The 25,065-nt window shown below is 69.9% G+C and carries 19 protein-coding genes and 1 tRNA gene; 7 read left to right on the top strand and 13 right to left on the bottom strand.

The window, feature by feature from the left end; all coding sequences use genetic code 11:
* The first annotated feature begins 92 nt into the window (after window positions 1-92).
* The gene (locus tag EJ357_RS11785; protein WP_126391325.1) at window positions 93-806 is read left to right on the top strand and encodes an SIMPL domain-containing protein; all 714 of its coding nucleotides are present in this window, start codon (window positions 93-95) and stop codon (window positions 804-806) included.
* Window positions 807-967: 161 nt separating this feature from the next.
* Window positions 968-2,404: a pyruvate kinase gene (gene pyk, locus EJ357_RS11780; protein WP_126391323.1), complete on the top strand. Its 1,437-nt coding sequence runs from the start codon at window positions 968-970 to the stop codon at window positions 2,402-2,404.
* Between the two features lie 37 nt (window positions 2,405-2,441).
* On the opposite strand, the gene EJ357_RS11775 is transcribed toward pyk, so the two are convergent.
* Window positions 2,442-3,218, bottom strand: coding sequence for a helix-turn-helix domain-containing protein (locus EJ357_RS11775; protein ID WP_126391321.1), 777 nt, complete (start codon window positions 3,216-3,218; stop codon window positions 2,442-2,444).
* 86 nt (window positions 3,219-3,304) lie between these two features.
* A tRNA-Leu gene (locus tag EJ357_RS11770) sits at window positions 3,305-3,388 on the bottom strand.
* 103 nt (window positions 3,389-3,491) lie between these two features.
* Between EJ357_RS11770 and EJ357_RS11765 the strand changes: the two genes are divergently transcribed.
* Entirely contained in the window at window positions 3,492-4,148 is a 657-nt protein-coding gene (locus tag EJ357_RS11765; protein ID WP_126391319.1) for an ANTAR domain-containing response regulator, read from the top strand.
* Between the two features lie 70 nt (window positions 4,149-4,218).
* On the opposite strand, the gene EJ357_RS11760 is transcribed toward EJ357_RS11765, so the two are convergent.
* The 9 genes from EJ357_RS11760 to EJ357_RS11720 all read right to left on the bottom strand — a co-directional run bounded on the left by EJ357_RS11760 (window position 4,219) and on the right by EJ357_RS11720 (window position 14,865).
* On the bottom strand, window positions 4,219-4,935 hold the full coding sequence (locus EJ357_RS11760; RefSeq protein ID WP_126391317.1) for an ABC transporter ATP-binding protein: 717 nt from the start codon (window positions 4,933-4,935) through the stop codon (window positions 4,219-4,221).
* Window positions 4,932-5,804, bottom strand: a complete 873-nt coding sequence (locus EJ357_RS11755; protein ID WP_126391315.1) for an ABC transporter ATP-binding protein — start codon at window positions 5,802-5,804, stop codon at window positions 4,932-4,934. Before EJ357_RS11755 ends, EJ357_RS11760 begins: the two co-directional genes overlap by 4 nt.
* Window positions 5,805-5,809: 5 nt before the next feature.
* The gene (locus tag EJ357_RS11750; protein ID WP_126399380.1) at window positions 5,810-7,621 is read right to left on the bottom strand and encodes a branched-chain amino acid ABC transporter permease; all 1,812 of its coding nucleotides are present in this window, start codon (window positions 7,619-7,621) and stop codon (window positions 5,810-5,812) included.
* A 23-nt stretch (window positions 7,622-7,644) separates the two neighbouring features.
* Complete coding sequence (locus EJ357_RS11745; protein ID WP_126391313.1) at window positions 7,645-8,574, bottom strand: branched-chain amino acid ABC transporter permease; 930 nt, start codon at window positions 8,572-8,574, stop codon at window positions 7,645-7,647.
* 114 nt (window positions 8,575-8,688) lie between these two features.
* The gene (locus EJ357_RS11740; protein ID WP_407698480.1) at window positions 8,689-9,918 is read right to left on the bottom strand and encodes a branched-chain amino acid ABC transporter substrate-binding protein; all 1,230 of its coding nucleotides are present in this window, start codon (window positions 9,916-9,918) and stop codon (window positions 8,689-8,691) included.
* A 481-nt stretch (window positions 9,919-10,399) separates the two neighbouring features.
* Window positions 10,400-10,810 carry a hypothetical protein gene (locus EJ357_RS11735; protein ID WP_126391311.1) on the bottom strand — a complete coding sequence of 137 codons (411 nt, stop codon included), beginning with the start codon at window positions 10,808-10,810 and terminating at the stop codon, window positions 10,400-10,402.
* Window positions 10,811-10,987: 177 nt separating this feature from the next.
* Window positions 10,988-11,860, bottom strand: a complete 873-nt coding sequence (locus EJ357_RS11730; protein ID WP_175647371.1) for a trypsin-like serine protease — start codon at window positions 11,858-11,860, stop codon at window positions 10,988-10,990.
* Between the two features lie 171 nt (window positions 11,861-12,031).
* Entirely contained in the window at window positions 12,032-12,520 is a 489-nt protein-coding gene (locus EJ357_RS11725) for a hotdog fold thioesterase (protein ID WP_126391308.1), read from the bottom strand.
* A 53-nt stretch (window positions 12,521-12,573) separates the two neighbouring features.
* On the bottom strand, window positions 12,574-14,865 hold the full coding sequence (locus tag EJ357_RS11720) for an FdhF/YdeP family oxidoreductase (protein ID WP_126391306.1): 2,292 nt from the start codon (window positions 14,863-14,865) through the stop codon (window positions 12,574-12,576).
* Between the two features lie 179 nt (window positions 14,866-15,044).
* Between EJ357_RS11720 and polA the strand changes: the two genes are divergently transcribed.
* Complete coding sequence (gene polA, locus EJ357_RS11715; protein ID WP_126391304.1) at window positions 15,045-17,771, top strand: DNA polymerase I; 2,727 nt, start codon at window positions 15,045-15,047, stop codon at window positions 17,769-17,771.
* Between the two features lie 561 nt (window positions 17,772-18,332).
* Here polA and EJ357_RS11705 read toward each other — a convergent pair.
* Window positions 18,333-19,211 (bottom strand): DUF4184 family protein, encoded by an 879-nt coding sequence (locus EJ357_RS11705; RefSeq protein WP_126391300.1) that lies wholly within the window; start codon window positions 19,209-19,211, stop codon window positions 18,333-18,335.
* Between the two features lie 337 nt (window positions 19,212-19,548).
* On the opposite strand from EJ357_RS11705, the gene EJ357_RS11700 reads away from it, so the two are divergent.
* The 3 genes from EJ357_RS11700 to EJ357_RS11690 all read left to right on the top strand — a co-directional run bounded on the left by EJ357_RS11700 (window position 19,549) and on the right by EJ357_RS11690 (window position 22,598).
* Complete coding sequence (locus EJ357_RS11700; RefSeq protein WP_126391298.1) at window positions 19,549-21,279, top strand: lytic transglycosylase domain-containing protein; 1,731 nt, start codon at window positions 19,549-19,551, stop codon at window positions 21,277-21,279.
* Between the two features lie 166 nt (window positions 21,280-21,445).
* Window positions 21,446-21,580 (top strand): SPW_0924 family protein, encoded by a 135-nt coding sequence (locus EJ357_RS11695; RefSeq protein ID WP_126391296.1) that lies wholly within the window; start codon window positions 21,446-21,448, stop codon window positions 21,578-21,580.
* A 25-nt stretch (window positions 21,581-21,605) separates the two neighbouring features.
* A complete protein-coding gene (locus EJ357_RS11690) occupies window positions 21,606-22,598 on the top strand; it encodes a DUF3068 domain-containing protein (protein WP_126391294.1) in 993 nt (330 codons plus the stop codon).
* Here EJ357_RS11690 and hrpB read toward each other — a convergent pair.
* Window positions 22,588-25,065: an ATP-dependent helicase HrpB gene (gene hrpB, locus EJ357_RS11685; RefSeq protein ID WP_126391292.1), complete on the bottom strand. Its 2,478-nt coding sequence runs from the start codon at window positions 25,063-25,065 to the stop codon at window positions 22,588-22,590. The genes EJ357_RS11690 and hrpB overlap by 11 nt on opposite strands.

Raw genomic sequence — 25,065 nt, 5'->3', positions numbered from 1 at the left:
GAGGAACAACAGACCCCGCAGGTTTCGATCTGATGACCGAAGCTGTGAACTCCCGGGCCCCTAACGCGCCAAGGGGTGACAGAGTGGGACGTATGACCAGCCCCGCAACGGACGACCCACAGCCCGCCGTCCCCTACGGCACCCCCGACGCCCCCCGCATCGCCGTCCGCGGCGAAGCCCACCTGGAGGTCGACCCGGAGATCGCCCGGATCGGCGTCACGGTCGCCTCCCGCGGCAAGGACCGACGCGCCGCCCTCGACGACCTCACCCGCCGCAACACCACCGTCCTCGACCTCATCAAGACCTACGGCGACGCCGTCGAACGCCTGGAGACCGGCGCCTTCTCCATCAGCCCCGAACTCAAGGACAAAGGCCGCGGCGAACGCGTCCACGCCTACCACGGCCGCGTCCACATCACCGCCGTACTGACCGACTTCACGGCACTCGGCGAACTCACCACACGACTGGCCGACTTGGACCTCACCCGCGTGGACGGCCCCTGGTGGGCCCTGCGCCCCGACTCGCCGGCCCACCGGGAAGCGAGGCAACAGGCGGTTCGGGAAGCGGTACAGCGCGCGCGGGAGTACGCGGAGGCGCTGGGGAGCTCCCTGGCCGCGCTGGTGGAACTCGCCGACATCGGCGCGGAGAACGCCCCCTACCCGCAGGCCCCCGGCGGCCGAATGCGCTCCATGGCCTACGCCACCGCCGAGGACACCGCCGCAGCCCCGCTCGACCTCGAACCCGAACGGCAGCACGTCCACGCCCAGGTGAACGCGCGATTCACGATGACGCCGCCGCAACTGTGAAATGACCCCGGCCTGTGAACAACCCCGGCGGGATGTTTCGAACGCTCATCGGAGCACCCCGCCGCACAATTCAACCCTTGTCAATAGCCCTTCACGCAAAGGTTGTTGAGTAGTCACGCCGGACCAATTCTCTACCCACCGGTAAGTCATAGAGTCGAAACATGCGCCGAGCGAAAATCGTCTGCACCCTGGGACCCGCCACCGACTCGTACGACCAGATAAAGGCACTGGTCGACGCCGGAATGGACGTCGCACGATTCAACCTCAGCCACGGCGACCACGCCGATCACGAGGAGCGCTACCAGCGCGTGCGCAAGGCCTCCGACGAGACCGGCCGCAGCGTCGGCGTCCTCGCCGACCTTCAAGGCCCGAAGATCCGCCTCGGCCACTTCACCGAAGGACCCGTACTCCTTGAACGCGGAGACACCTTCACCATCACCGTGGACAACGGCGCGGAAGGCGACCGCCACCAGTGCGGAACCACCTACCCCGGCCTCGCCGACGACGTCACCCCCGGCGAACGCATCCTCGTCGACGACGGCAAGGTCTGCCTGGAGGTCACCTCCGTCGACGGCCCACGCGTCCACACCACCGTCGTCGAAGGCGGCATGGTCTCCGACCACAAAGGCCTGAACCTCCCCGGCGTCGCCGTGTCGGTACCGGCCTTGTCGGAGAAGGACGAGACCGACCTGCGCTGGGCCCTGCGCACAGGCTTCGACGTCATCGCACTGTCCTTCGTCCGCTCCGGACGCGACATCGAGGACGTCCACCGCATCATGGACGAGGAAGGCCGCCGCCTCCCGGTCATCGCCAAGGTCGAGAAACCACAGGCCGTCGACGCCATCGACGACATCGTCGCCGCCTTCGACGGCATCATGGTCGCCCGCGGCGACCTGGGCGTGGAAATGCCACTCGAGCAGGTCCCGATCGTCCAGAAGCGCGCCATCAAACTGGCCAAGCGCAACGCCAAGCCGGTCATCGTCGCCACCCAGATGCTCGACTCCATGATCGACAACTCCCGCCCGACGAGGGCCGAGGCGTCGGACGTCGCGAACGCCGTCATCGACGGCACGGACGCAGTGATGCTCTCCGGCGAGACCAGCGTCGGCAAGTACCCGATCGAGACGGTCCGGACGATGGCGAAGATCGTCGAGGCCGCAGAGGAAGACATCCTCGCAAAGGGCCTCCCGCCCCTCACGGAACGCAACAAGCCCCGCACCCAGGGCGGCGCGGTCGCCCGCGCGGCCGCCGAGATCGGCGACTTCCTGGGCGCGAAGTTCCTGGTCGCCTTCACCCAGTCCGGCGACACGGCCCGCCGCCTGTCCCGGTATCGGTCACCGATCCCGTTGCTGGCGTTCACGCCGGAGCCGGCGACGCGGTCGCAGCTGAATCTGAGCTGGGGCGTGGAGACGTTCCTGGGCCCGCACGTGGAGTCGACGGACGCGATGGTCGACCAGGTGGATGAGCTGTTGCTGAAGTACGGCCGCTGCAAGAAGGGCGACACGGTGGTTATTACGGCGGGGTCGCCTCCGGGGGTGTCGGGCTCGACGAACATGGTGCGGGTGCATCACATCGGGGAGGACGACAGTCCGAAGTAGCGGGCGAGGGCCCCTCTTGAGGAGGGGCCCTTTGCGGTTAGTGCTTCGGGCCTACGTGCGTGTCCATTAGGGCTACGGAGGCTTTGCGGGCGATGGAGATGTTGCGCGGGTTCGCATGCCGCCAATCGACACCAACGTAGTCCAGGGTCTCGGTGAAGAGGCGCATGATGTCGCCCGACAGGTTGGTGAAGAAGTATCGGGGGTACTCGTAGCGCTTCCGCTCACCCGCAACGAGGCGAGTCGCCCAGTTGGTGATGCGACAGCCGTCGGAGTGGATGAGGCCCCGGATGAATTCCCAGGGGTAGGTGTCGACGATTTCCTGTTGCCAGGGTTCGAGGGCGATGGGGCGTTCGTGTTTCTTGCCGGGGCCATGCTGGGGGAACATGCAGCGCAGGTGGTTGGAGGAGAGCTTCACATCGTGGCACCCCTCCTTGGGCGACCGGCACACAGCGTTGTTGGGGAAGACTGAGTGCATGGCTTGCTCGCACTCGTCCATCAGGCCGGGCCAAGCGTTGTCGCAGGTGATGATGAGGCTTGGGGTTCTGCTTCCGGACCACTGGACGATGTAGCCGTCCCCGAGGTAGAGGCCGAGAAGGTAGGAGTAGGCGCCTTGATCGAGAGGGCGGCCGTCGCATCGGGGGCACTTCGGAGGCTTCCTACCAGGGCACTCGCCGCGCTTCGACCGGTCCAGGTGAAGCCACTTGCCGATCGTCCCGGCGGGAACGTTGAGCTGCCGGGCGACGTCTGCGTTCCTTGCGCCGTTACGCAGCAGTGTCAGAGCCCTCTGTCGAACTTCAGTGCCGTGAAAGTTCATGCGGACACTCTGCGTCACTGATCGTAACTGAGGATGCGAAAAAGCGGATGTTCACGAGAACGTGAGCATCCGCTTCTCCCTGAAGGTGCCCGGTGTGGGATTCGAACCCACATGCCCAAAGGGCACGGCATTTTGAGTGCCGCGAGTCTGACCAGTTCCTCCAACCGGGCAAGTTGGTGGGCTGTCGGGAAGCATACCGGGTCATCGCAGCTCCCCGCCTCTGGGTAGGCTTCTTACGCAGTAGCACTGCCCGGCCCGCAACAAGGAGCCCCCGTGACCGCCCCCGAGTCGCCCCAGCCCGTAGACGCGCCCGACGACGACAAGTCGCACGTGCCTCCGCTGACGACCCGTGTCGTCATTGCCGAGGACGAGGCGCTGATCCGGCTCGATCTCAAAGAGATGCTCGAAGAGGAGGGGTACACCGTCGTCGGTGAGGCCGGTGATGGTGAGCAGGCCGTGGAGCTGGCCCGTGAGCACCGGCCCGACCTTGTCATTCTCGACGTCAAGATGCCGAAGCTGGATGGTATTTCGGCGGCTGAGAAGATCGCCGAGGAGAGCATCGCGCCGGTGTTGATGCTGACGGCGTTCTCGCAGCGTGACCTCGTGGAGCGGGCGCGGGACGCCGGTGCGATGGCGTATCTGGTCAAGCCGTTCAGCAAGAGTGACGTGGTGCCGGCGATCGAGATGGCCGTGTCGCGGTTCACGGAGCTGAAGGAGCTGGAGAAGGAGGTCGCCGACCTCACGCTGCGGCTGGAGACGCGGAAGCTGGTGGACCGGGCGAAGTCTGTCCTGCAGACGGAGTACGGGCTGACCGAGCCCGCCGCGTTCCGGTGGATCCAGAAGACGTCGATGGACCGCCGGATGTCGATGCAGCAGGTCGCCGAGGCGGTCATTCAGGACGCCGAGGAGAAGAAGGCCGGCAAGGGCTGACGCGCCCGACCGCATGAGAGAGGCCCGCGCCCCCGGAAGGGGACGCGGGCCTCGCCCGTATGCGTGGGCGTCAGTCCTCGCCCAGGTATGCCTTCCGCACGGACTCGTCGTGCAGGAGGTCCTGTCCGCTGCCGGAGAGGACGATCTTGCCGACCTCCATGACGTGGCCGTGGTCGGCCAGGGAGAGCGCGGCCTGGGCGTTCTGCTCGATGAGCAGGATGGTGGTGCCCTGGGACTTGAGCTCCTGGATGGTGGACATGATCTTCTGCATCATGATCGGGGAGAGGCCCATGCTGGGCTCGTCGAGCATGAGCAGCTTCGGTCGGGACATCAGTGCCCTGCCCATGGCGAGCATTTGCTGCTCGCCGCCGGAGAGGGTGCCCGCGGCCTGCTTGCGGCGCTCTCCGAGGATGGGGAACAGGTCGTAGGCGCGCTGGATGTCCTTCTCGATGCCCTCTTTGTCGGTGCGTAGGAACGCGCCGAGGCGGAGGTTGTCCTCGATGGTCATGCGGGGGAAGATGTGCCGTCCCTCGGGGGAGTGGGCGAGCCCCAGTGAGACGACCTTGTGGGCGGGGATCTTCTTCAGCGATTTGCCGTCGAACCGGATGTCGCCGGACAGCGGCTGGAGGAGGCCCGACAGGGTGCGCAGGGTGGTGGTCTTGCCGGCGCCGTTGGTGCCGATGAGGGTGACGACTTCGCCCGCGTTCACCTTGAACGAGATGCCCTTGACGGCTTCGATCTTGCCGTAGGCGACCCTGAGGTCCTCGACCTCGAGCAGTGCGGTCACTTGTCGTCTCCTTCCGTGCTGCTCTGCGCGTCGGCCTCCGCGGCTTCGACTTCGGCGGCTTCCGCCTCGCCGGGGGCGCCCTCGAAGGGCGTGCCCAGGTAGGCGGCGATGACGCGTTCGTCGGCCTGGACGACCTCGGCGGGGCCCTCGACGATCTTCTCGCCCTGGACGAGCACGGCGACCCGGTCGCAGAGGTTCATGATGAACCGGATGTCGTGTTCGATGACGAGGACGGCGATGCCCTTGTCCCGGATGGCGAAGATGAGTTCCTCGGCCGCTCGGGTCTCCTGCGGGTTCATGCCTGCGGTGGGTTCGTCGAGGAGGAGCAGGCCGGGTTCGCTCGCGAGTGCCCGGGCGATTTCCAGCTTGCGCTGTTCGCCGTAGGGCAGGTTGCGGGCGAGGTGGTCGGCTTTGGCGGCGAGGCCGGTGAACTCGAGGAGTTCCATGGCTCGGGCGCGGGACTCTTCTTCGGCCTTCTTGAAGCCGGGCAGGCGCAGGAGGGCCGACCAGAGGCCTTCCTTGGTGCGGGTGTGCCGTCCGACCAGCACGTTTTCCAGAACGGTCATGTTGGCGAAGAGCCGGATGTTCTGGAAGGTGCGGGCGATGCCGGCCTGGGTGACCAGGTGGGGCTTGGGCGGCAGGACGGTGCCTTTGTAGGCGACCTTGCCCTCGGTCGGCACGTAGAGGCCGGTGAGGCAGTTGAAGAAGGTCGTCTTGCCGGCGCCGTTGGGGCCGATGAGGCCGACGATCTCGCCGGTGTTCACGGTGAGGTCGACGTCGCGTACGGCGGTCAGGCCGCCGAAGCGCATCGTGACACCGCTCGCGTCGAGCACTGTCGTGGCGGTGGCTGTTGTCGTGGTGGTGGTCATGGCGGTCACGCCCCTGCCTTCGCGACGCCGGTCGCGCCTTCGGGCAATGGCTTGTCCTCTGGTACGTCGAGCTGTCCGGTCTCGTGGAATTCGAGCTGCTTCCTGCGGTCGGCGACCAGGCCCTCGGGACGGAAGCGCATCAGCAGCATCAGTGCGATGCCGAAGAGCAGCAGCTGGTACTCCGCCATGAACTGGAGCTTGGCCGGGATCAGGTAGAGCAGCGCGGCGCCGATCAGCGGGCCGCTGATGGTGCCCATGCCGCCGAGGATGACGGCGGCGAGCAGGAAGGCCGAGTTCGGCGGCACGGAGCCGGCGAACTGGTACTGCTCGGGCGTGACGCTGTAGGACACGTGCGCCTGGACGGTGCCGGCGAGGCCGGCGAGGGAGGCGCCGAGTGCGAAGGCGAGGAGCTTGAGGCGGAAGCCGTTGATGCCCATCGCGGTGGCGGCGGTCTCGTCTTCGCGGATGGCGACCCAGGCGCGGCCGATGCGGGATTCCGCCGAGCGGCGGAAGACCAGGACGACGATGGCCGTGCACAGCAGCATCAGCAGGTAGTAGTTGCCGGAGCGGGTGAGCTCGGTTCCGAGGACGTCGTGCGGCAGCCCGAGGTTGAACCCGAAGATCTCCAGGTCCGGGATGTTGGGGATGCCGTTGGAGCCGTTGGTGACGTCCGGTCCGCTGTTGCCGTTGAGGTTGTTCATGGTGATGCGGAAGATCTCACCGAAGCCGAGCGTCACGATGGCGAGGTAGTCGCCGCGCAGTCGCAGGGTCGGGGCTCCGATCACCACGCCGAAGATCAGCGAGGCGGCGGCGCCGGTGAGGACGGCCGCCCAGAACGGGAATTCGACGCCGATGCTCGACTGCGGGGAGCCGGAGACCAGGGCGGCGGCGTAGGCGCCGACGCCGAGGAAGGCGACGTATCCGAGGTCGAGGAGGCCGGCGAGGCCGACGACGACGTTGAGGCCCAGGGCGACCGTGGCGAAGATCAGGATGTTCGCGCCGATGAGGGCGAACTGGTCGTTGGTCTGGGTGAACGGGAAGCAGATCGCCGCGACGAAGGCCGCTGCCATGGCCACGTTGCGGTGCTTGGCGGTGAGGTGCGAGAGCCGCTTGAGGAGGCCTGCGCGGGTCACGGCGGTGAAGCCGAAGGCGGTGAGGATCAGGAAGCCGATGAACAGCTCGGAGTACTCGGTGCCGATGCCGTATGCGAAGACGTACAGGCCGACGCCGAATCCGGCGGCGATGATCAGGATCTCGGCCCAGGAGGGCAGGTCCTTGGCTCGGGCGGGTTCGGGTGCGGTGAGCGAGTGGCGGATCCGGCCCCAGAGGTTGGGGGTCGGGTCGCCCGCGTCGTAGGGCTGGTCGACCGGGAGGCCGAGGGCGCCGATCAGGGCGACGAGTGCGCCGATGCCGGAGACCCAGGCGCCGGGTTCCAGGTTGACCAGGCCGCCGAGCTCCTGGCTGATCGCGCCCATGGCGTAGCCGGTGGTGCCGAACACGCCGAGGGCGGCGAGCAGGACGGGGCTGTTCTTGCCGCCGGGGGTGAGCCAGCGCAGGCCGGGGATGCCGTAGCCGGAGAGGGCGAACAGCAGGGTGAGCACGGAGCCGACGAGGGTGAGGACCTGGAGGCCGCCGGGGTAGCCGGTGACGGTGAGGTTGCCGGGGAATTCGTCGGTCCAGGTCCAGGCGAGGAAGGTGCCTATGAGGGCGACGGCGGAGCCGGCGACGGTCAGCGCGCGTGCCGCGGCCTGCGGCAGGGGGATGATCGGGGTGGCCGGTGCGGTGGACACCTTGGTGGTGTCGTTGCTCTTGTCCATGGGGATGTCGGTGGTCATGGGTATCACGCCCGATCCGCGACGCGTTCGCCGAGCAGGCCTTGTGGCCTGAACAGGAGGACGAGGATGAGCAGGGCGAACGCCCATACGTCCTTCCAGGCGCCGCCGCCGAAGAGTTCCATGCCGGGGAGGTCGCCGATGTAGCCGGTGGCGAGGGACTCGGCGACGCCGAGGACGACGCCGCCGAGCATGGCGCCGTAGATGTTGCCGATGCCGCCGAGGACGGCCGCCGTGAAGGCCTTGAGGCCCATCAGGAAGCCCATGCGGAAGCCGACCTGGCCGTTCTTCAGGCCGTAGGCGACGGCGGCGATGGCGGCGAACGCGGCACCGATGGCGAAGGCCATGACGATGATGCGGTCGGTGTTGATGCCCATCAGCTTGGCGGTGTCGGGGTCCTGGGCGGTGGCCTGCATGCCGCGGCCGGAGCGCGTCTTCGTGACGAAGAGGCCGAGGGCGAGCATGCACAGCGGGGCGGCGATCAGGACGAAGAGGTCACCGCGCTGGATGTTGGCGCCGAGGACGTCGATCGGGCCGCCTTCGAACTGCGGGAAGGGCTGGTCCTTCTTCGCGTCCGGGTACCACATCCACACGGCCTGCTGAAGGACGATGGACAGGCCGATGGCGGTGATGAGTGGGGCCAGCCGTGGCGCTGTGCGCAGTGGCCGGTAGGCGAAGCGTTCCGCCGCGGTGGCGACCGCGACCGAGACGAGGATGCCGCCGATGATCATGAGCGGGACGGCGGCGGCGAGGCCGAAGCCTTCGGGGAGAACCAACCAGACGGTCAGGGCGCCGAAGCCCCCGACCATGAATATCTCGCCGTGGGCGAAGTTGATGAGCTGGACGATGCCGTAGACCATCGTGTAGCCGATCGCGATGAGTCCGTACATCGCGCCGAGGATGAGTCCATTGGCCAGCTGTTGCGGCAGTTCGTTCACCGCAGGGCCTCCGTGGAGTGGTTCGGATATGGCGCCGCGCGGGAGCGCTGGTGGGCGTTCCCGCGCGGCCTGGATCAATGTGTGTTGGGGGAGTGCTCTTTACTCGTCCTCTGCTCAGCCAAGCTTGGGCTCGCCGCTGAACTCCGGCACCCAGGCGTTGCTCTTGACCTTGTACGCGGTCATGGTGTGGTTGGTGGTGTCACCGAACTCGTCGAAGGAGATGCCGCCGGTGACGCCGTCGAACTTGACCTTCGCCATGGCGTCCAGGACCGCCTTGCGGCCGTCGGACGGGACCTTGCCGTCGTTGCCCTCGACCGCCAGCTTGACGGCCTCGATGATGGCCCAGGTGGCGTCGTAGGTGAGGCCGCCGTAGGCCTCGTAGTCGTCCTCGTAGCCGGCCGCCTCGTAGTTCTTGATGAACGTCTTGGCGGAGTCGAGCTTCTCGACGGGCTCGCCGACGGAGGTGGCGAGGTCGCCCTCGGCCTTCTTGTTCAGCTTCGGGAACTCGCCGGAGTAGATGCCGTCGCCGCCCATGAGCGGGATGTTCTGGCCGCTGTCCTTGAGCTGCTGGCTCAGCGGGGCCGCGGCCGGGTACTCGCCGCCGTAGTACAGCGCCTCGGCGCCGGTCTTCTTGATCTTGGCGACCACGGCGTTGAAGTCACGGTCGTCGGGGTTGATGTGGTCGCTGCCGACGATCTGGCCGCCGAACTTGGTGAAGTTCGCCTTGAAGGAGGCGGCGAGGCCCGCACCGTAGGTCTTCTGGTCGTCGATCAGGTAGACCTTCTTGATCTTCGCCTGGTTGTACAGGTAGTCGGCGGCGAAGGCACCCTGGATCTCGTCCGTGGTGGCGGTGCGGAAGAACGTCTTGAACTGGCGGACCGAGTCGCCGGTCTTCCAGCCGTCGCCCTGGGTGAGCTCGGTGCCGGTGTTGGCCGGGGAGATCTGGGTCAGGCCGGCGTCGTTGAACGGCTTCTGCATCTGCTGGGAGACGCTGGAGTTCAGCGGGCCGACGACGCCGAGGACGTCCTTGTTGCTGATGAACTTCTGGGCGTTCTGCTGGCCGACGGAGGGCTGCGCCTGGTCGTCGAGCGGCTCGATCTTGAACTCGACGCCCTTGACGAACTCTTCCTTGTTGGCCGTCTTGGCGGCGAGGTCGGCGGAGTTCTTCATGCCGAGGCCGAGTGCGGACAGGTCGCCGGTCAGCGGGGCGTCGAGGCCGATCACCACAGTGGTCTTGTCGCCGTTGCTGCTGTTGCCGCCCTCGTCACGCGACCCACAAGCCGTGAGTGTCAGCGATCCCGCCGCGAGCACGGCGGTTATTGCGATGATCGAACGTTGACGCACGAATCAGGTCCTTTCCCTGGCACGGCGGCTCCCCATGGAACGCGCCGAGTCGAGCGCTGGGCCGAAGTGGCTTCGAATCCGGTGGCTCGGTGACTGGCGGTGACTCTAAGCGCGTGTGGGGAACATGGAGGAGGCTCTGACCAAGGCTGTGACGCTCTTGTTATGACACGGGGTAACACAGAGCGGTACTCCGTGGGGGGAAGAGTGGATTTCCAGCCGATTCGCCCTGTCCACATAGTGAGAACTCGCAGCGTTCGCGCGTAGCGTCTTCACGAGTGTTCACATGTTTTGGTGATTACCGGGGTCGTTGCTGAAGGCTACCTGACGGTCTCGGTGGGCTTGTGAGAAGGTTGCTCACTACGGGAGATTCACGGGCTGTATTGCAGCCGTATTACGCAGAGTTACACCCGGGAAAAGTGTCGGGTGTTCTCCGGCGCTTTTCGTGTATAGGGCACGAAAAACGGAATCGGTATTGCCTCGCTCAGCCCCATGGCCCTCCGGTGGGTTCGCCGTTTCGGTACCGCTCCTCGCACAACTCGCGCGCCCGGCGGTCGATGAGCCGGTCGGCCGCGGTCGCGTCCGCGTGCCCGCGCTCCGCCCTGGCGGCGTCCACGACCTGGCGGAGGATCTCGTACTGGCCGTCGGACAGGCCCATCGACTGGTAGTCGCCGTACGTGTCGCCGCTCAGTGCCCGGCGCGACCAGTGTCCGATGAGCCGCGTGCACAGCTGTGCGGGCGAAGTCGCCGACGGGGAGGGCGAGTTGGCGCTCGCCCGGGTCTCGCTCGCACCGTCCCGGGCGCCCGACTGGCCGCCGCATCCGGCCGTCAGGGCGACGGCCAGCAGCGCCGGTCCGAGCAATGCCCTCTTGCGGCGTGCTCCTCCCGTCGTCATGGCACGACGGTATGCCGCCGGGCGTCCGGGTTCAACGGCGGGGAAATGTATGGGGGTTGACCGCGCGGTGCCGGATGCCCGGGCGCCGGTGCGGAGCAACGGCGTCACGGGCATCCGGCACCGCGCCGACCGGCCATGGAACCGTCGGCCGCGGTGAAACTGTCGACTGCCGTGGAGCTACGGCAGCTTCACGAAGGGCGACAGGAAGGCACGGGCGCTCGGGGTGTCCAGGCGGTACACGACGTTCGTCGCGTAGCAGGGGCCGTCGCCGGTGATGGTGGTGGCCGCGAGGACGCTCCTGCCGCCGACCACCGCGAAGTTGGGGCCGCCGGAGTCGCCGTAGCAGGCGCCCCCGTTGCCCTGCGGTGCGGTCATCGCCAGGCGGACCCAGGTCTCGTTGAGGGCGTTGTAGGTGACGGGCGCCTTCATGCGGACGCCGCCGCCGGGGTGGGTGTGACCGCCGGGGCCGCGCTGGGCCTCCTGGGTGCCGTATCCGGCGACGGTCCAGTCGGTCGAGTTCAGCCCCTGCGGGCCGAGCGCGCCGAGCTGGTTCGCGGTCGGCAGGGTGGCCGGGGTGAAGGTCCAGCGGGCCTTGACCGACCCGCCCGGCAGTTCGATCACCGAGATGTCGTGGGTGTCGGAGGCGGGGCCCGGGTAGTCGGGGTGACTGTGTGCGACGCCCTGGACGGCGACGGCGTTCGCCTGGGCGGCCGGGTCGCCGGGGTACTTCTTCGCGGCGGCGTCGAGGCCGGCCTGCACGTCCTGGTCGAGGGACACGTAGAACTTGACGTTCTCGGGCCAGTCGGTGGTGCAGTGCGAGGCGGTCAGGAAGGTGTCCGCGTCGATCATGGTGCCGGAGCAGACCCAGTCGACCCGGTCGGGGGTCGCGGGGTCGGCGTCGTTGTCCCAGGTGGCGACGAGTGCGCCGACTTCGGTGCGCTCGGGGGCGGGCGCCGCGTTGTACGAGTTGATCGCCGAGGACGGCAGTGCGGTGGCGAGCACGGCCGCACAGGACGCCGCGGTGACGGCGGTGGCGCGTATGGCTGACAAAAGAACGGCCCTTCTGCAGGTGAGCGTGGGTGTTCTCCTGTGGGGGGTGGGGCAAGTGAAGCGTCCGGGGGGCGGCCGCGACAAGGGCGCGACCGCCTCCCCAGGGTTTTCCCTATGTGCGGGCTGTGGACGGCTGCAGGGGTGGTGTACGACGCCTGCGACCTGGCGCGTTCAGCTCGCCCCGCGGACGTGCTCCCCGTCGCCCGGGCGCACGTCCCGCAGCAGGCAGGTCAGCCGGGCGGTGCACACCCGCCTGTCCTGCTCGTCACTGATCACGATCTCGTACGTCGCCGTGGAGCGCCCCCGGTGCACCGGAGTGGCCACGCCGGTCACCAGCCCGGAGCGCACACCCCGGTGGTGCGTGCAGTTCAGGTCCACGCCCACGGCGATCTTGGAGCTCCCGCCGTGCATCATGGAGCCGACCGAGCCGAGGGTCTCGGCGAGCACCGCGGACGCGCCGCCGTGCAGCAGCCCGTACGGCTGGGTGTTCCCCTCCACCGGCATGGTCCCGACGACGCGCTCGGCGGAGGCTTCCAGTATCTGGACACCCATGCGCGTGCCGAGGTGTCCGGCGGAGAAGAGGGCCGGCAGGTCGACGCCGAGCGCGGCGTACTCGTCGATGACCTCCTGCGGGAACTTCACGTGCTGCTGCTCGCCCATGGGTCCGGCTCCGTTCGTCGTGCTCAGTCGGCAGAGGTCGACTGAGCAAACGCTCAGTCGGTGGCCGATTGTTCCAGACGGACGACGACGGACTTGCTGGCCGGGGTGTTGCTGGTGTCCGCGGTGGCGTCCAACGGCACGAGGACGTTGGTCTCGGGGTAGTACGCCGCCGCGCAGCCCCGGGCCGTCGGATAGTGCACGACCCGGAAGCCGGGCGCCCGCCGCTCGATCCCGTCCTTCCACTCGCCGACCAGGTCGACGTACGAGCCGTCGGCGATGTTCAGCCGCTGTGCGTCCTCGGGGTTGATCATGACGACCCGGCGGCCGTTCCTGATGCCCCGGTAGCGGTCGTCCAGGCCGTAGATCGTGGTGTTGTACTGGTCGTGCGACCGCAGGGTCTGCAGCAGCAGCCGCCCCTCGGGGACCTCCGGGTACTCGACGGGGGCCGCCGTGAAGTTGGCCTTGCCCGTCGCCGTCGGGAAGCGCCGCTCGTCGCGCGGGGCGTGGGGGAGGGTGAAGCCGCCGGGGCGGGCGACGCGCGCGTTGAAGTCCTCGAAGCCGGGGATCACCCGGGCGATACGGTCCCGGATCGTCGCGTAGTCCTTCTCGAACTCCTCCCAGGGCGTGCGGCTGCCCTCGCCCAGCACGCGGCGTGCCAGCCGGCACACGATCGCCGGCTCCGACAGCAGATGCGTGCTCGCGGGCTCCAGGCGGCCCCGGGAGGCGTGCACCATGCCCATGGAGTCCTCGACGGTCACGAACTGCGCTGTGCTTTTCCCGTTCGGGCCGACCTGGATGTCGCGCTCGGTGCGGCCCAGCGTCGGCAGGATCAGCGCCCGGGCGCCGGTGACGGCATGGCTGCGGTTGAGCTTCGTCGACACGTGCACGGTCAGCCGCGCGCGCCGCATCGCCGCCTCGGTGACGTCCGTGTCCGGCGTCGCGGACACGAAGTTGCCGCCCATCGCGAAGAAGACTTTCGCCTCGCCGTCCCGCAGCGCGCGGATGGCCCGTACGACGTCGTAGCCGTGCTCGCGCGGGGGAGCGAAGCCGAACTCCTTCTCCAGGGCGTCCAGGAACGCCGGGGCGGGCCGCTCGAAGATGCCCATCGTGCGGTCGCCCTGCACGTTCGAGTGACCGCGCACCGGGCACACGCCCGCGCCGGGGCGGCCGATGTTGCCGCGCAGCAGAAGGAAGTTGACGACCTCGCGGATGGTCGGCACGGAGTGCTTGTGCTGGGTGAGGCCCATCGCCCAGCACACGATGGTGCGCCGCGAGGCGAGGATCATCGCCATGGCCTTCTCGATGTCCGCGCGCGTGAGGCCGGTCGCCGTCAGCGTCCCGTCCCAGTCGGCGGCGCGGGCGGCCGCGGCGAACTCCTCGTAGCCGTGGGTGTGTTCGCCGACGAACTCCTCGTCGACGGCACCCTCGGTCTCGAGGATCAGCTTGTTGAGGAGGCGGAACAGGGCCTGGTCGCCGCCGATGCGGATCTGCAGGAACAGATCGGTGAGCGCGGCGCCCTTGAGCATGCCCTGCGGGGTCTGCGGGTTCTTGAACTTCTCCAGGCCGGCCTCGGGCAGCGGGTTGACGCTGATGATCTTCGCGCCGTTGGCCTTGGCCTTCTCCAGGGCGGAGAGCATGCGCGGGTGGTTCGTGCCGGGGTTCTGGCCGGCGACGATGATCAGGTCGGCCTTGTGGAGGTCCTCCAGCAGGACGCTGCCCTTGCCGATGCCGATGGTCTCGCTCAGCGCCGACCCGGACGACTCGTGGCACATGTTCGAGCAGTCCGGCAGGTTGTTGGTGCCGAGCTCGCGCGCGAAGAGCTGGTAGAGGAACGCGGCCTCGTTGCTGGTGCGCCCGGAGGTGTAGAAGACGGCCTCGTCGGGGGAGCTGAGGGCGGTGATCTCCTCGCCGATGATGTCGAAGGCGCGCTCCCAGGTGACGGGCTCGTAGTGCGTGCCGCCTTCGGCGAGGAACATGGGGTGGGTGAGCCGCCCCTGCTGCCCCAGCCAGTAGCCGCTCCTGGTGGCGAGGTCGGCGACGGAGTGCGCGGCGAAGAACTCCGGGGTGACCCGGCGCAAGGTCGCCTCCTCGGCCACCGCCTTCGCGCCGTTCTCGCAGAACTCCGCCTTGTGCCGGTGGTCCGGCTCCGGCCAGGCGCAGCCCGGGCAGTCGAAGCCGTTCTTCTGGTTGACGCTCAGCAGCGTCAGCACGGTCCGTTTCACGCCCATCTGCTGCGCGATCCGCAGGGTGTGGCCGATGGCAGGCAGCCCCGCCGCCGCGTGCTGCGGCTCGGCGACCTGCGGCGCGTCCTGAACCGGATCACCTTTGGGCGGCTTGGTGGCCATCGCGCATTCCCCTTCGTGTACACGTGTGAGGTACATCTCCGATCCTCGCACGCGGGACCGACAACGGGGGTGGGGGCCCGGCACCCGCACGCCCCTCTCCGCCCTCGTCGCGCACCCCGTTCCCGGAGCCGTACCCCGATGGGGACCGAGTGTCAGTGGGGCGTGGCAGGATCGGGGGCGTGGCAGAGACAGCATCGAAGCAGACCGAAAACCACCCCGGCGGCAGCCGGCCCCGCCTGATGCTCATGGACGGGCACTCGCTGGCCTACCGTGCGTTCTTCGCGCTGCCCGCGGAGAACTTCACGACCGCGACGGGCCAGCCGACGAACGCCATCTACGGCTTCGCGTCGATGCTGGCCAACACCCTGCGCGACGAGGCGCCCACCCACTTCGCCGTGGCCTTCGACGTGTCCCGCAAGACCTGGCGCTCCGCGGAGTTCACCGAGTACAAGGCGAACCGTTCCAAGACCCCGGACGAGTTCAAGGGCCAGGTAGAGCTGATCGGCGAGCTGCTCGACGCGATGCACGTCTCGCGGTTCGCGGTCGACGGCTTCGAGGCCGACGACGTGATCGCCACGCTCGCCACCCAGGCCGAGGCCGAGGGCTTCGACGTCCTGATCGTCACCGGCGACCGCGACTCCTTCCAGCTGGTCAGCGAGCACACGACGGTCCTGTACCCGACGAAGGGCGTCTCCGAGCTGACCCGCTTCACCCCGGAGAAGGTCTTCGAGAAGTACGGACTGACGCCCGCCCAGTACCCCGACTTCGCGGCCCTGCGCGGCGACCCGTCCGACAACCTGCCGGGTATCCCGGGCGTCGGTGAGAAGACCGCCGCGAAGTGGATCAACCAGTTCGGTTCGTTCGCGGAGCTGGTCGAGCGCGTCGAGGAGGTCAAGGGCAAGGCCGGCCAGAACCTCCGCGAGCACCTGGAGGCGGTCAAGCTCAACCGCCGGCTGACCGAGCTGGAGCGGCGCGTCGAGCTGCCCAAGACCGTCCCCGACCTCGCGCGCGAGCCGTACGACCGCAAGGCCGTCGCGATGGTCCTGGACACCCTGGAGATCCGTAACCCGTCCCTGCGCGAGCGGCTCTTCGGCGTCGACCCCGGCGCCGAGGAGGCCGAGACCACCCCGGTCGTCACCGAGGGCGTCGAGCTGGACGGCTCGGTGCTCGGCACGGGCGAGCTGGCCCCGTGGCTGGCCGGGCACGGCGGCGCGCTCCTCGGCGTGGCCACCGTCGACACCTGGGCGCTGGGCACCGGCTCGGTCGCCGAGGTCGCCCTGGCCGCGGCCGACGGCACGGCCGGCTGGTTCGACCCGTCGCAGCTGGACGAGGCCGACGAGAAGGCGTTCGCGGACTGGCTGGCCGACGCCGGCAAGCCGAAGGTCTTCCACAACGCCAAGGGCGCGATGCGGGTCTTCGCCGAGCACGGCTGGAGCATCGAGGGCGTGCGCATGGACACCGCGCTCGCCGCCTACCTGGTCAAGCCGGGCCGCCGCTCCTTCGACCTGGACGCGCTGTCCCTGGAGTACCTGCACCGCGAGCTGGCCCCCGCCGCCGCGGCCGACGGCCAGCTGGCCTTCGGTGCGGACGACGGCGCCGAGGCCGAGGCCCTGATGATCCAGGCCCGCGCGGTCCTCGACCTGGGCGAGGCCTTCGAAAGCCGCCTCGAAGAGGTCGGCGCCGCGGACCTCCTCCGTGACATGGAGCTGCCGACCTCCGCCCTGCTGGCCCGCATGGAGCGGCACGGCATCGCGGCCGACCGGGCCCATCTGGAGGCCATGGAGCAGATGTTCGCGGGCGCCGTCCAGCAGGCCGTGAAGGAGGCGCACGCGGCGGCCGGGCACGAGTTCAACCTGGGCTCGCCCAAGCAGCTCCAGGAGGTTCTCTTCGGCGAACTCGCCCTGCCCAGGACGAAGAAGACGAAGACGGGCTACACCACGGACGCCGACGCCCTGGCGTGGCTGGCCACCCAGACCGACAACGAACTGCCGGTCATCATGCTCCGCCACCGCGAACAGGCGAAGCTGCGCGTCACCGTCGAGGGCCTGATCAAGACGATCGCGGCGGACGGCCGCATCCACACCACGTTCAACCAGACGGTCGCCGCGACGGGCCGCCTGTCCTCCACGGACCCGAACCTGCAGAACATCCCCGTTCGCACCGACGAGGGCCGGGCGATCCGCCGGGGCTTCGTGGTCGGCGAGGGCTTCGAGTCCCTGATGACCGCGGACTACAGCCAGATCGAACTGCGCGTGATGGCCCACCTCTCCGAGGACGAGGGCCTGATCGAGGCGTTCACCTCCGGCGAGGACCTGCACACCACGGCCGCCTCCCAGGTGTTCGCGGTGGAACCCGACGCGGTGGACGCGGAGATGCGCCGCAAGATCAAGGCGATGTCGTACGGCCTGGCGTACGGCCTCTCGGCCTTCGGCCTCTCACAGCAGCTGAACATCGACGCGGGGGAGGCCCGCGCCCTGATGGACGCCTACTTCGAGCGCTTCGGCGGCGTACGGGACTACCTGCGCCGCGCCGTCGACGAGGCACGGGCGACGGGCTACACGGCGACCCTCTTCGGCCGCCGCCGCTACCTCCCCGACCTCAACAGCGACAACCGCCAGCGCCGCGAGGCGGCCGAGCGCATGGCCCTCAACGCCCCCATCCAGGGCACGGCGGCGGACATCGTCAAGATCGCCATGCTCAACGTCGACCGGGCCCTGCGCGAGGCGAACCTCACCTCCCGCATGCTCCTCCAGGTCCACGACGAAATCGTCCTGGAAATCGCCCCCGGCGAACGGGCGGCCACGGAAGAACTGGTCCGCCGGGAGATGTCCAACGCGGTCCACCTCAGCGTCCCCCTGGGCGTCTCGGTGGGCGCGGGCCCGGACTGGGAGTCGGCAGCCCACTAGGCGATGGATCCACAACTCGACGCCGGGCCGGTCTCCCGACCGGCCCGGCACTCCGTGGACCTCTTGGGCAGGCGGGGACCCCAACGCCCCTGAAGGGGCGCGGGGAACTGCGCGACCGGCCACAACCAACCCGCAGCCCCGTCACAACCGCACCCCGGCAGACGCAGCGGAACCGGCCCAACCCCCGGAGGGCCCGTCACTCTCGTGGCCCCCGCAAAAGCGCCCCCACCTCCGCCGCCCGTAAGGATGCGGTCATGGGTATACGCACGCTCAACCGCCGGACGGCCCCGGCACCGGCGAACGCGAACACCGCAGGCGACGCCCCCACCACGGCCCACCCGTCGGCCCCACCCTTCGCCGCCGGCGCAAGCACCGCCCGCATCCCGGCCGACCTGACGAGCACCTTGCGGCACAAGGCGGCAACCTTCCGCCACCGGCTCCCTCACCACGCACCGGCCTGGGCCGAACTCGCCCGCAGCTACCTGGCCCTGGCCCGCACATGGCTCCCACGGTCCCGCCCCGTCCGCACGGTCACCGTGTTCATCGCGACCGCCGCCACGCTCAGCGAGCCCCAGGACGGCTCGGCTCCCGACCGGCCCCATCCGAACCCGAGCCCGCATCCGCACCCGCGTCACCAGGGCCCCGGACCGGACGCCACACCCTGACGCCCACGGCGTACAGCAGCAGCCCCAGCACGAGCCCCGCGCCCGCCCCGAAGCACAGCGTCGGAATCAGCTCCCAGTACTCGGCGGTCGACCCCCAGTACTCCCACCAGCGCACCGCCCGCTGCCCCGCCGCCACCACGGCCGGCCCGCCGATCACCGCACCGGCCAGCCACCGGTCCCGTACGGAAAGGACCGGCACCGCGACCGGCGGGGCCGCGGGAGTCCGCCGTAGCGCCACGACCACGAACGCGGCGATGACGGCCGCGGCGACCGCCGAACCGCCGTACTGCAGATACCAGTACAGCGGCGACCCCGCGATCTCGTCGCCCAGCACGGGAAACACCCGCATCCCCCAGCGGTCGAGATGCGTGAACGCGTCCCACACGACATGCGTCAGCGACCCGAGCGCGGCCGAGACGTACCACCGTGCCGCGAGCGAAGGACGTACACGCGCGCGTGGCGCCCCGCAGCGCAGCAGCGTCGCCACCCGGGCCCTGCGCCCCACCGGCAGCAGCGCCACCAGCGGCTCGCGCAGCAGCAGCCACAGGCCCACCAGTGCCCAGGCGATCACCACGTCGACCGTGAACACGCCCGCGAACGAGTGCGTGACATCGCCGAACGCCATCGCCTCTGGCAGGACACTCGCCGCGTAATAGGCCATGTCGGGAGAGAAGGTACCCGCCACCAACACGGCGGGTATCAGTGCGCCTCGGCCGGTTCCGTCGGTGCGTACGGCGGGCAGAACGGCCGCCGCATGGCTGAGCGTGAACGGCAACGGGGCTCCTGGCGTGGGGTCTTGACGGGGCCGGTCTGCCCCGCTCGTCGGCGATGCCAGTATGCGGGACGACCGGCCCATGACTCAGGCCATGGCTCACACGTGGCCAAATGGTAAAAATCGGGCACCAACGGGTGCCCCCGCAAAGGAAGTTGTCGTAGGGTCGCCTGGGTCACCGTGCCGGGGGAACGCGACCGAACAGATGAACAGCGACGGAAGTGTGCGCCGCGAGGGCAACTGTCGCGGCGGGTCGATCGTCACTACAGGGGCGAGCACGACACGGCGAGCCCGGCAGACAGAGGCGGGCGCTCGGGCGTCCACGGGAGGGGTCCATTTCATGGCGGCGCAATTCGGCAGGCTCCGCAAGGGCGCGGTGAACACCACGGTGGCCGCGGTCGTGGTCGCGGCACTGGCCGCGTCCCAGGCTCCGGGAGTGACGACCGACGACGCCGGCAGAAAGGTCACCACCGGCACCCAGCCCTCCGCGGACACGCCCCCCGCCGAGGACAGCGCGACCGGCAATTCGCCGTACTACACGGACCTGCCGCCGCTCAACAGTCCCAACCCCTCGCCGACCACCAGCACCCCCGTCACCCCGGGCGCCAGCGAGGCGGGCATCCCCGCGACCGTCCTCGACGCGTACAAGAAGGCCGAGGCCGCGCTCAGGGAGTCCAAGCCCGGCTGCAACCTGCAGTGGCAACTGCTCGCCGCCATCGGCAAGGTCGAGTCCGGCCAGGCCCGCGGCGGCCGCGTCGACGCGAACGGCAACACGCTCTCCCCGATCCTCGGCCCGCAGCTCAACGGCAACGGCTTCGCGAACATCAGCGACACCGACAACGGCGCCTACGACGGGGACAGCTCCTACGACCGTGCCGTCGGGCCCATGCAGTTCATCCCCTCCACCTGGGCCTGGGCCGGCCGCGACGGCAACGGCGACGGCGAGAAGAACCCCAACAACGTCTACGACGCCGCGCTCGCCGCCGGCCACTACCTCTGCCGCTTCGGCTGGGACCTGTCCACGCAGGGCGACCTCGACCGCGCGATCCTCAGCTACAACAACTCGCGGGACTACCTCAACCTCGTCCTGTCGTGGCTGGAGTACTACCGCAAGGGCACCCACGAGATCCCGGACGGCACCGGCACCCTCCCGTCCGACCGCAGCGACGACACGGCGGGCGCGAGCCCGACCCCGACGCCGCCCGGCACCCCGACGACTCCTTCGACCCCGTCGGCGCCGAGCAGCCCCAAGCCCGGCGACAACGGCGGCTCCTCCAGCCCCAAGCCGAAGCCGCCGAGCACGACCCCGCCGAGCACCACCCCGCCTCCCACCCCCACCGACCTGGTGGACCACCTGGAGGACGCGGGCACCGCCAAGCTCACCGCGATGGCGGGCGACACCTTCACCGAGAAGGTCAGCACCCGCGCCGAGACCGACGCCGGCAAGGGCATCGCGAAGGTCCGGGTCCGCTTCACCATCATCGGCGCCACCGACGCCACCTTCAGCACCGGTGAGAAGTACGCCACGACCCTCACCGGCAGCACCGGCGAGGCGGTGGCGCCGGCGCTGAAGGCGGGAGAGAACACGGGCGAGTTCGTCGTCCGTGCCACCGTCGTCGGCCGCACGATCGCCGGCCTCGACTACACGGCCACCGTCACCGAGCGCGCCGCCGACACCCTGACCCGCACCAGCGACACCGCGCTGACCTGCACCCCGGGCGGCGAGTTCGCCGACCAGGTCGAGCTGAAGGCGACCTACAAGGGCGCCGTCGCGGACAAGGTCGCGGCCACCGCCACCCTCATCAAGTCGGCGGACGACCCGACCGAGAACGACAAGGGCCCCTACTTCAAGGACGCCGACGGCAAGACGGTGCGCACCCTCACCGGCCTGAAGACGGACGCCGACGGCCTGCTCAAGCTGCCCAAGCTCTACGCCGACGACACCACCGGCACGTTCCTGCTCCGCATCAACACCGCGGGCGGGGCGACCCTGACCGTCGAGCTGAAGGTGGCGGCCGCCGAGACGTCGCCCAGCCCGACCCCGTCGGAGTCGGCGAGCCCGAGCGCGTAGCCACCGGGGAACCGGACCGAGGGCGCCCTTCCGCCACGGCGGACAGGGCGCCCTTTGTTCATGTGCGCAACCTGTTCTCATCTCGCCCGCCCGTTGCTACGGTGCCGAACCTGACGCTGTATCAGATTCCTGGGATGTGTTCGCTCCGGGATTCCGGGAGGCCCGTATGCGCGCCCTGATCGCCGCCGCGACCGGTCTCGCCCTCGCGTTCGCGCTGGTCCTCGCGATCACGGCCATGGGCGCACCGACCGGCAAGACGTCGCCCGAGCCGCTGCTCACGACGGTTCCCGCACACCCGTAACCGCCCGTCCGGGAGGGAGGCCGAGATGCGCCGCAAGGCCAGTCTGATCCTGCTCGCCCTCGCCGTGTTCTTCGCGGCACTGTCCCCGCTGCTGCGCTGGTACGCCTTCCCGCGGCTGGCCAAGATCCCGGCCGGCCAGTACCAGGACATGGTCCTGGAGGCGAAGGACGCGACCCTCCTCGACTACGGCACGATGCGGGCCCGCAAGGTCCCCAAGGTCACCATCGTGCAGACGCTGAAGGGCAACGTCGAAGAGTCGGAGAAGATCGAGAAGACGGCGGGGAAGGACGTCGTCGTCTGGGACGGCCTCTCCTACGTGGTCGGCCCCGACGGCAAGATGGTCTCCAGGATCCCCGAGCGCTACATCTTCGACGCCCACACGCAGGAACCCGTCCACGCCACCGGCGAGACGGTCGACGGCGACCCGGTGAAGCGGCAGGGCATCGAGTTCAAGTGGCCCTTCCTCACCGAGAAACGCGACTACGAGTACTTCGACGCCCAGACCCGCACCAGCGCCCCCATCCACTACAAGGGCACCCAGGACTTCCGCGGCGTCGAGGTCTACTACTTCGAACAGACCATCCCCTGGACCGAGGTGAGGTTCCCCAAGGCGATGCCGGTCGAGGGCATCACGCCGGAGTCGGTGGCCAAGACCGGAACGACCCGCTGGTACACCACCGTCCGCAAGTTCTGGGTCGAACCCCTCACCGGCGCGCCCGTGTACGGCGAGGAGATCCACAAGGAGGAACTGCGCGGCGGCACCCTCCTCGGCGACCGCGACAAGGTGACGGCGTTCGCCGGCCACGTGAAGATGCGCGAGGACTACATCGACCACACCGTGGACCTGGTCAAGTCCAACCGCACACTGGTCCTGCTGATGACGTCGTACCTGCCGTGGGGCTTCCTGGTCCTGGGCGTGCTCCTGCTGTCCCTCTCCCTCTACCTGGAGGCACGCGGCCGCCGCCCCGGCGACCCGAAGCCCGCGCAGGACACCGAACCGGAACCGGTCACCGCCTGAGCCGCGCGTTGGTGTGCCGGGTCGGCTCGGCCGTCGCGGGGTCCTCGGGCCACGGGTGTTTGGGATAGCGGCCGCGCAGCTCCGCCCGTACGCCCTTGTAGCCGTCCCTCCAGAAGGAGGCGAGGTCGGCGGTGACGGCCGCGGGGCGCCCGGCGGGGGAGAGCAGATGGACGAGCAGCGGCACCCCGGCGACGCGGGGCGACTCGTGCAGCCCGAACATCTCCTGCAACTTCACGGCGAGAACGGGCTGTCCGGGGTCGCCGTAGTCGATCCGGATCCGGGACCCACTCGGTACGGCGATCCGCTCCGGGGCGAGCTCGTCCAGCCGCCCGGCCTCCCCCGAGGCCCACGGGAGCAGCCGGGCCAGCGCCTGCCCGGCGTCGATCCGCGCCAGGTCGGCCCGCCGCCGGGCCCGGCCCAGCTCCGGCTCCAGCCACTCGTCCACGCGCGCGTGGAGCGCGTCGTCGGACACGTCGGGCCAGGGCTCGCCCAGGTGCAGGCGCAAGAACGCCAGCCGCTGCCGCAGGACGCCGGCGTCGGGGGACCAGCGCAACAGGCCGAGCCCCTCCTGCCGCAGCCCTTCGAGGAGCGCGTCGCGTACGAGTGCGGGGTCGGCGTCCCGCAACGGCCGCACCGCGAGCTCGATCGCCCCCAGCCGCTCGACGCGCCGGGCGACGACGTCCCCGTCGGCCCAGTGCACCTCCTGGCCCTCGGAGTACAGCGAGGCCGCCGCCGACCGCGCCATGTCCTCGTCCACCTCGGCGGCGAGCTGCACGCGCGCGTGCCCCTTGCCGACGGGCCGGTCCGCGACGGCGACGGCGATCCACGGGGCGCCGCGCAGGGGGCTGCCGTCACCGAGTTCGGCGCGCGTGCCGGACGCCATGAGGTAGGAGCCGCCGTCGGCCCTGGCGACGCGCTCGGGGAAGGCGAGGGCGGCGACGAGGCCCGCGGTGCGCTCGTCCACACCGGACGCGGGCGCCCGCTCGCCACCGGCCCGCAACCGCCGCACCTCCGCACGCCAACGCCCCGCATAGGCGTCACCGCCACGCCGGGCCGCCCGCAGAGCGCCGGCCAGATCGTCCCCGTACTCCCTCGGGGCCTCCTCGCTCAGCAGCGCGACCACCTCGGCGCCCGCACCGGAGGTGTCCAGCAGCGCCCGCCCCAACCGGGGGTGCAACCCCAGCCGGGCCAGCGCGGTGCCCCGTTGCGTGGCCCGCCCCCCGGAGTCCACCGCCCCGATGGCCCTCAGCACGCTCCTGGCCGCCGCCATCGCTCCGACCGGCGGCGGATCGAGCAACGCCAGCCCCGTGGCCTGCGGGTCGCCCCAGCAGGCCGCCTGCAGCGCGAACGCCGTCAGGTCGGCCACCTGGATCTCCGGCGACGGGAACCGCGGCAGCCGCGTGTCCTCGGCCTCCGCCCAGCAGCGGTACACCGCCCCCGGCGCCTCACGCCCGGCCCGCCCCGCCCGCTGCCGCCCGGCCGCCTGCGAGGCCCGTACCGTCGTCAGGGCGCTCAAAGCGCGCGCGTGATCGACACGAGGCTCCCGCGCCAGCCCCGAGTCGACGACGACCTGCACACCGGGAACCGTCAGCGACGACTCGGCCACGGACGTCGCCAGCACCACCCGGCGCCGCTCCCCGCCCGCCAGCACCGCGTCCTGCACGGCCGTCGGCGCCCGCCCGTGCACCTGGAGCACCTCGACGTCGCCCAGGTCCCCCAGCTGCCCGGCGACCCGCCCGATCTCGCCCACACCCGGCAGGAAACACAGCACGTCCCCCGCCCGCTCGGCCAGCGCCCGCCGCACCGTCGACGCCACATGCGTCAGCAGCGCCGGATCGACCCGCATGCCGTGCGGCGGCCGTACGGGACGCGCCGGCGGCGCCCACACCACGTCCACGGGGTGCGACACGCCCTGCGCCTCGACCACCGGGGCGTCCCCCAGCAGCCGCGCCCACCCCCGCGCGTCCGTCGTCGCCGACGCGGCCACCAGCCGCAGCTCCGGCCGCAGCGTCTGCCGTACGTCCCACAGGAACGCCGCCACCGTGTCCGCGTCCAGATGCCGCTCGTGGCACTCGTCGAGCACCACCACGTCCACGCCGGCCAGCTCCTGGTCGCGCTGCAGCCGCTGGAGCAGCACACCGGTCGTGACGACCTCCACGCGCGCGTGGCGTCCGACGACCCGCTCCCCGCGCACGGTGTAGCCGACGCTCTCGCCGACCTTCTCGCCCAGCAGCCACGCCATCCGCCGCGCGGCCGCCCGGGCCGCGATCCGCCGGGGCTCGGCGACGACCACCCGCCGCTGCGGCCCCTCGCCGACCAGCCCCGCCAGCACCAGCGGCACCAGGGTGGTCTTGCCGGTGCCGGGCGGCGCGACCAGCACCGCGGTGCCGTGCGCGTCCAGCGCGTCGTTCAGACCGGGCAGGGCGCCGCGTACGGGCAACGCGTCCAGGGCGTCGTAACGGATCAC

This window comes from Streptomyces cyaneochromogenes (assembly GCF_003963535.1).
Classification (GTDB): Bacteria; Actinomycetota; Actinomycetes; order Streptomycetales; family Streptomycetaceae; genus Streptomyces; species Streptomyces shaanxiensis.
Note: the sequence above shows the minus strand (reverse complement) of the source record. Positions and strands in the feature narration are given on the sequence as shown.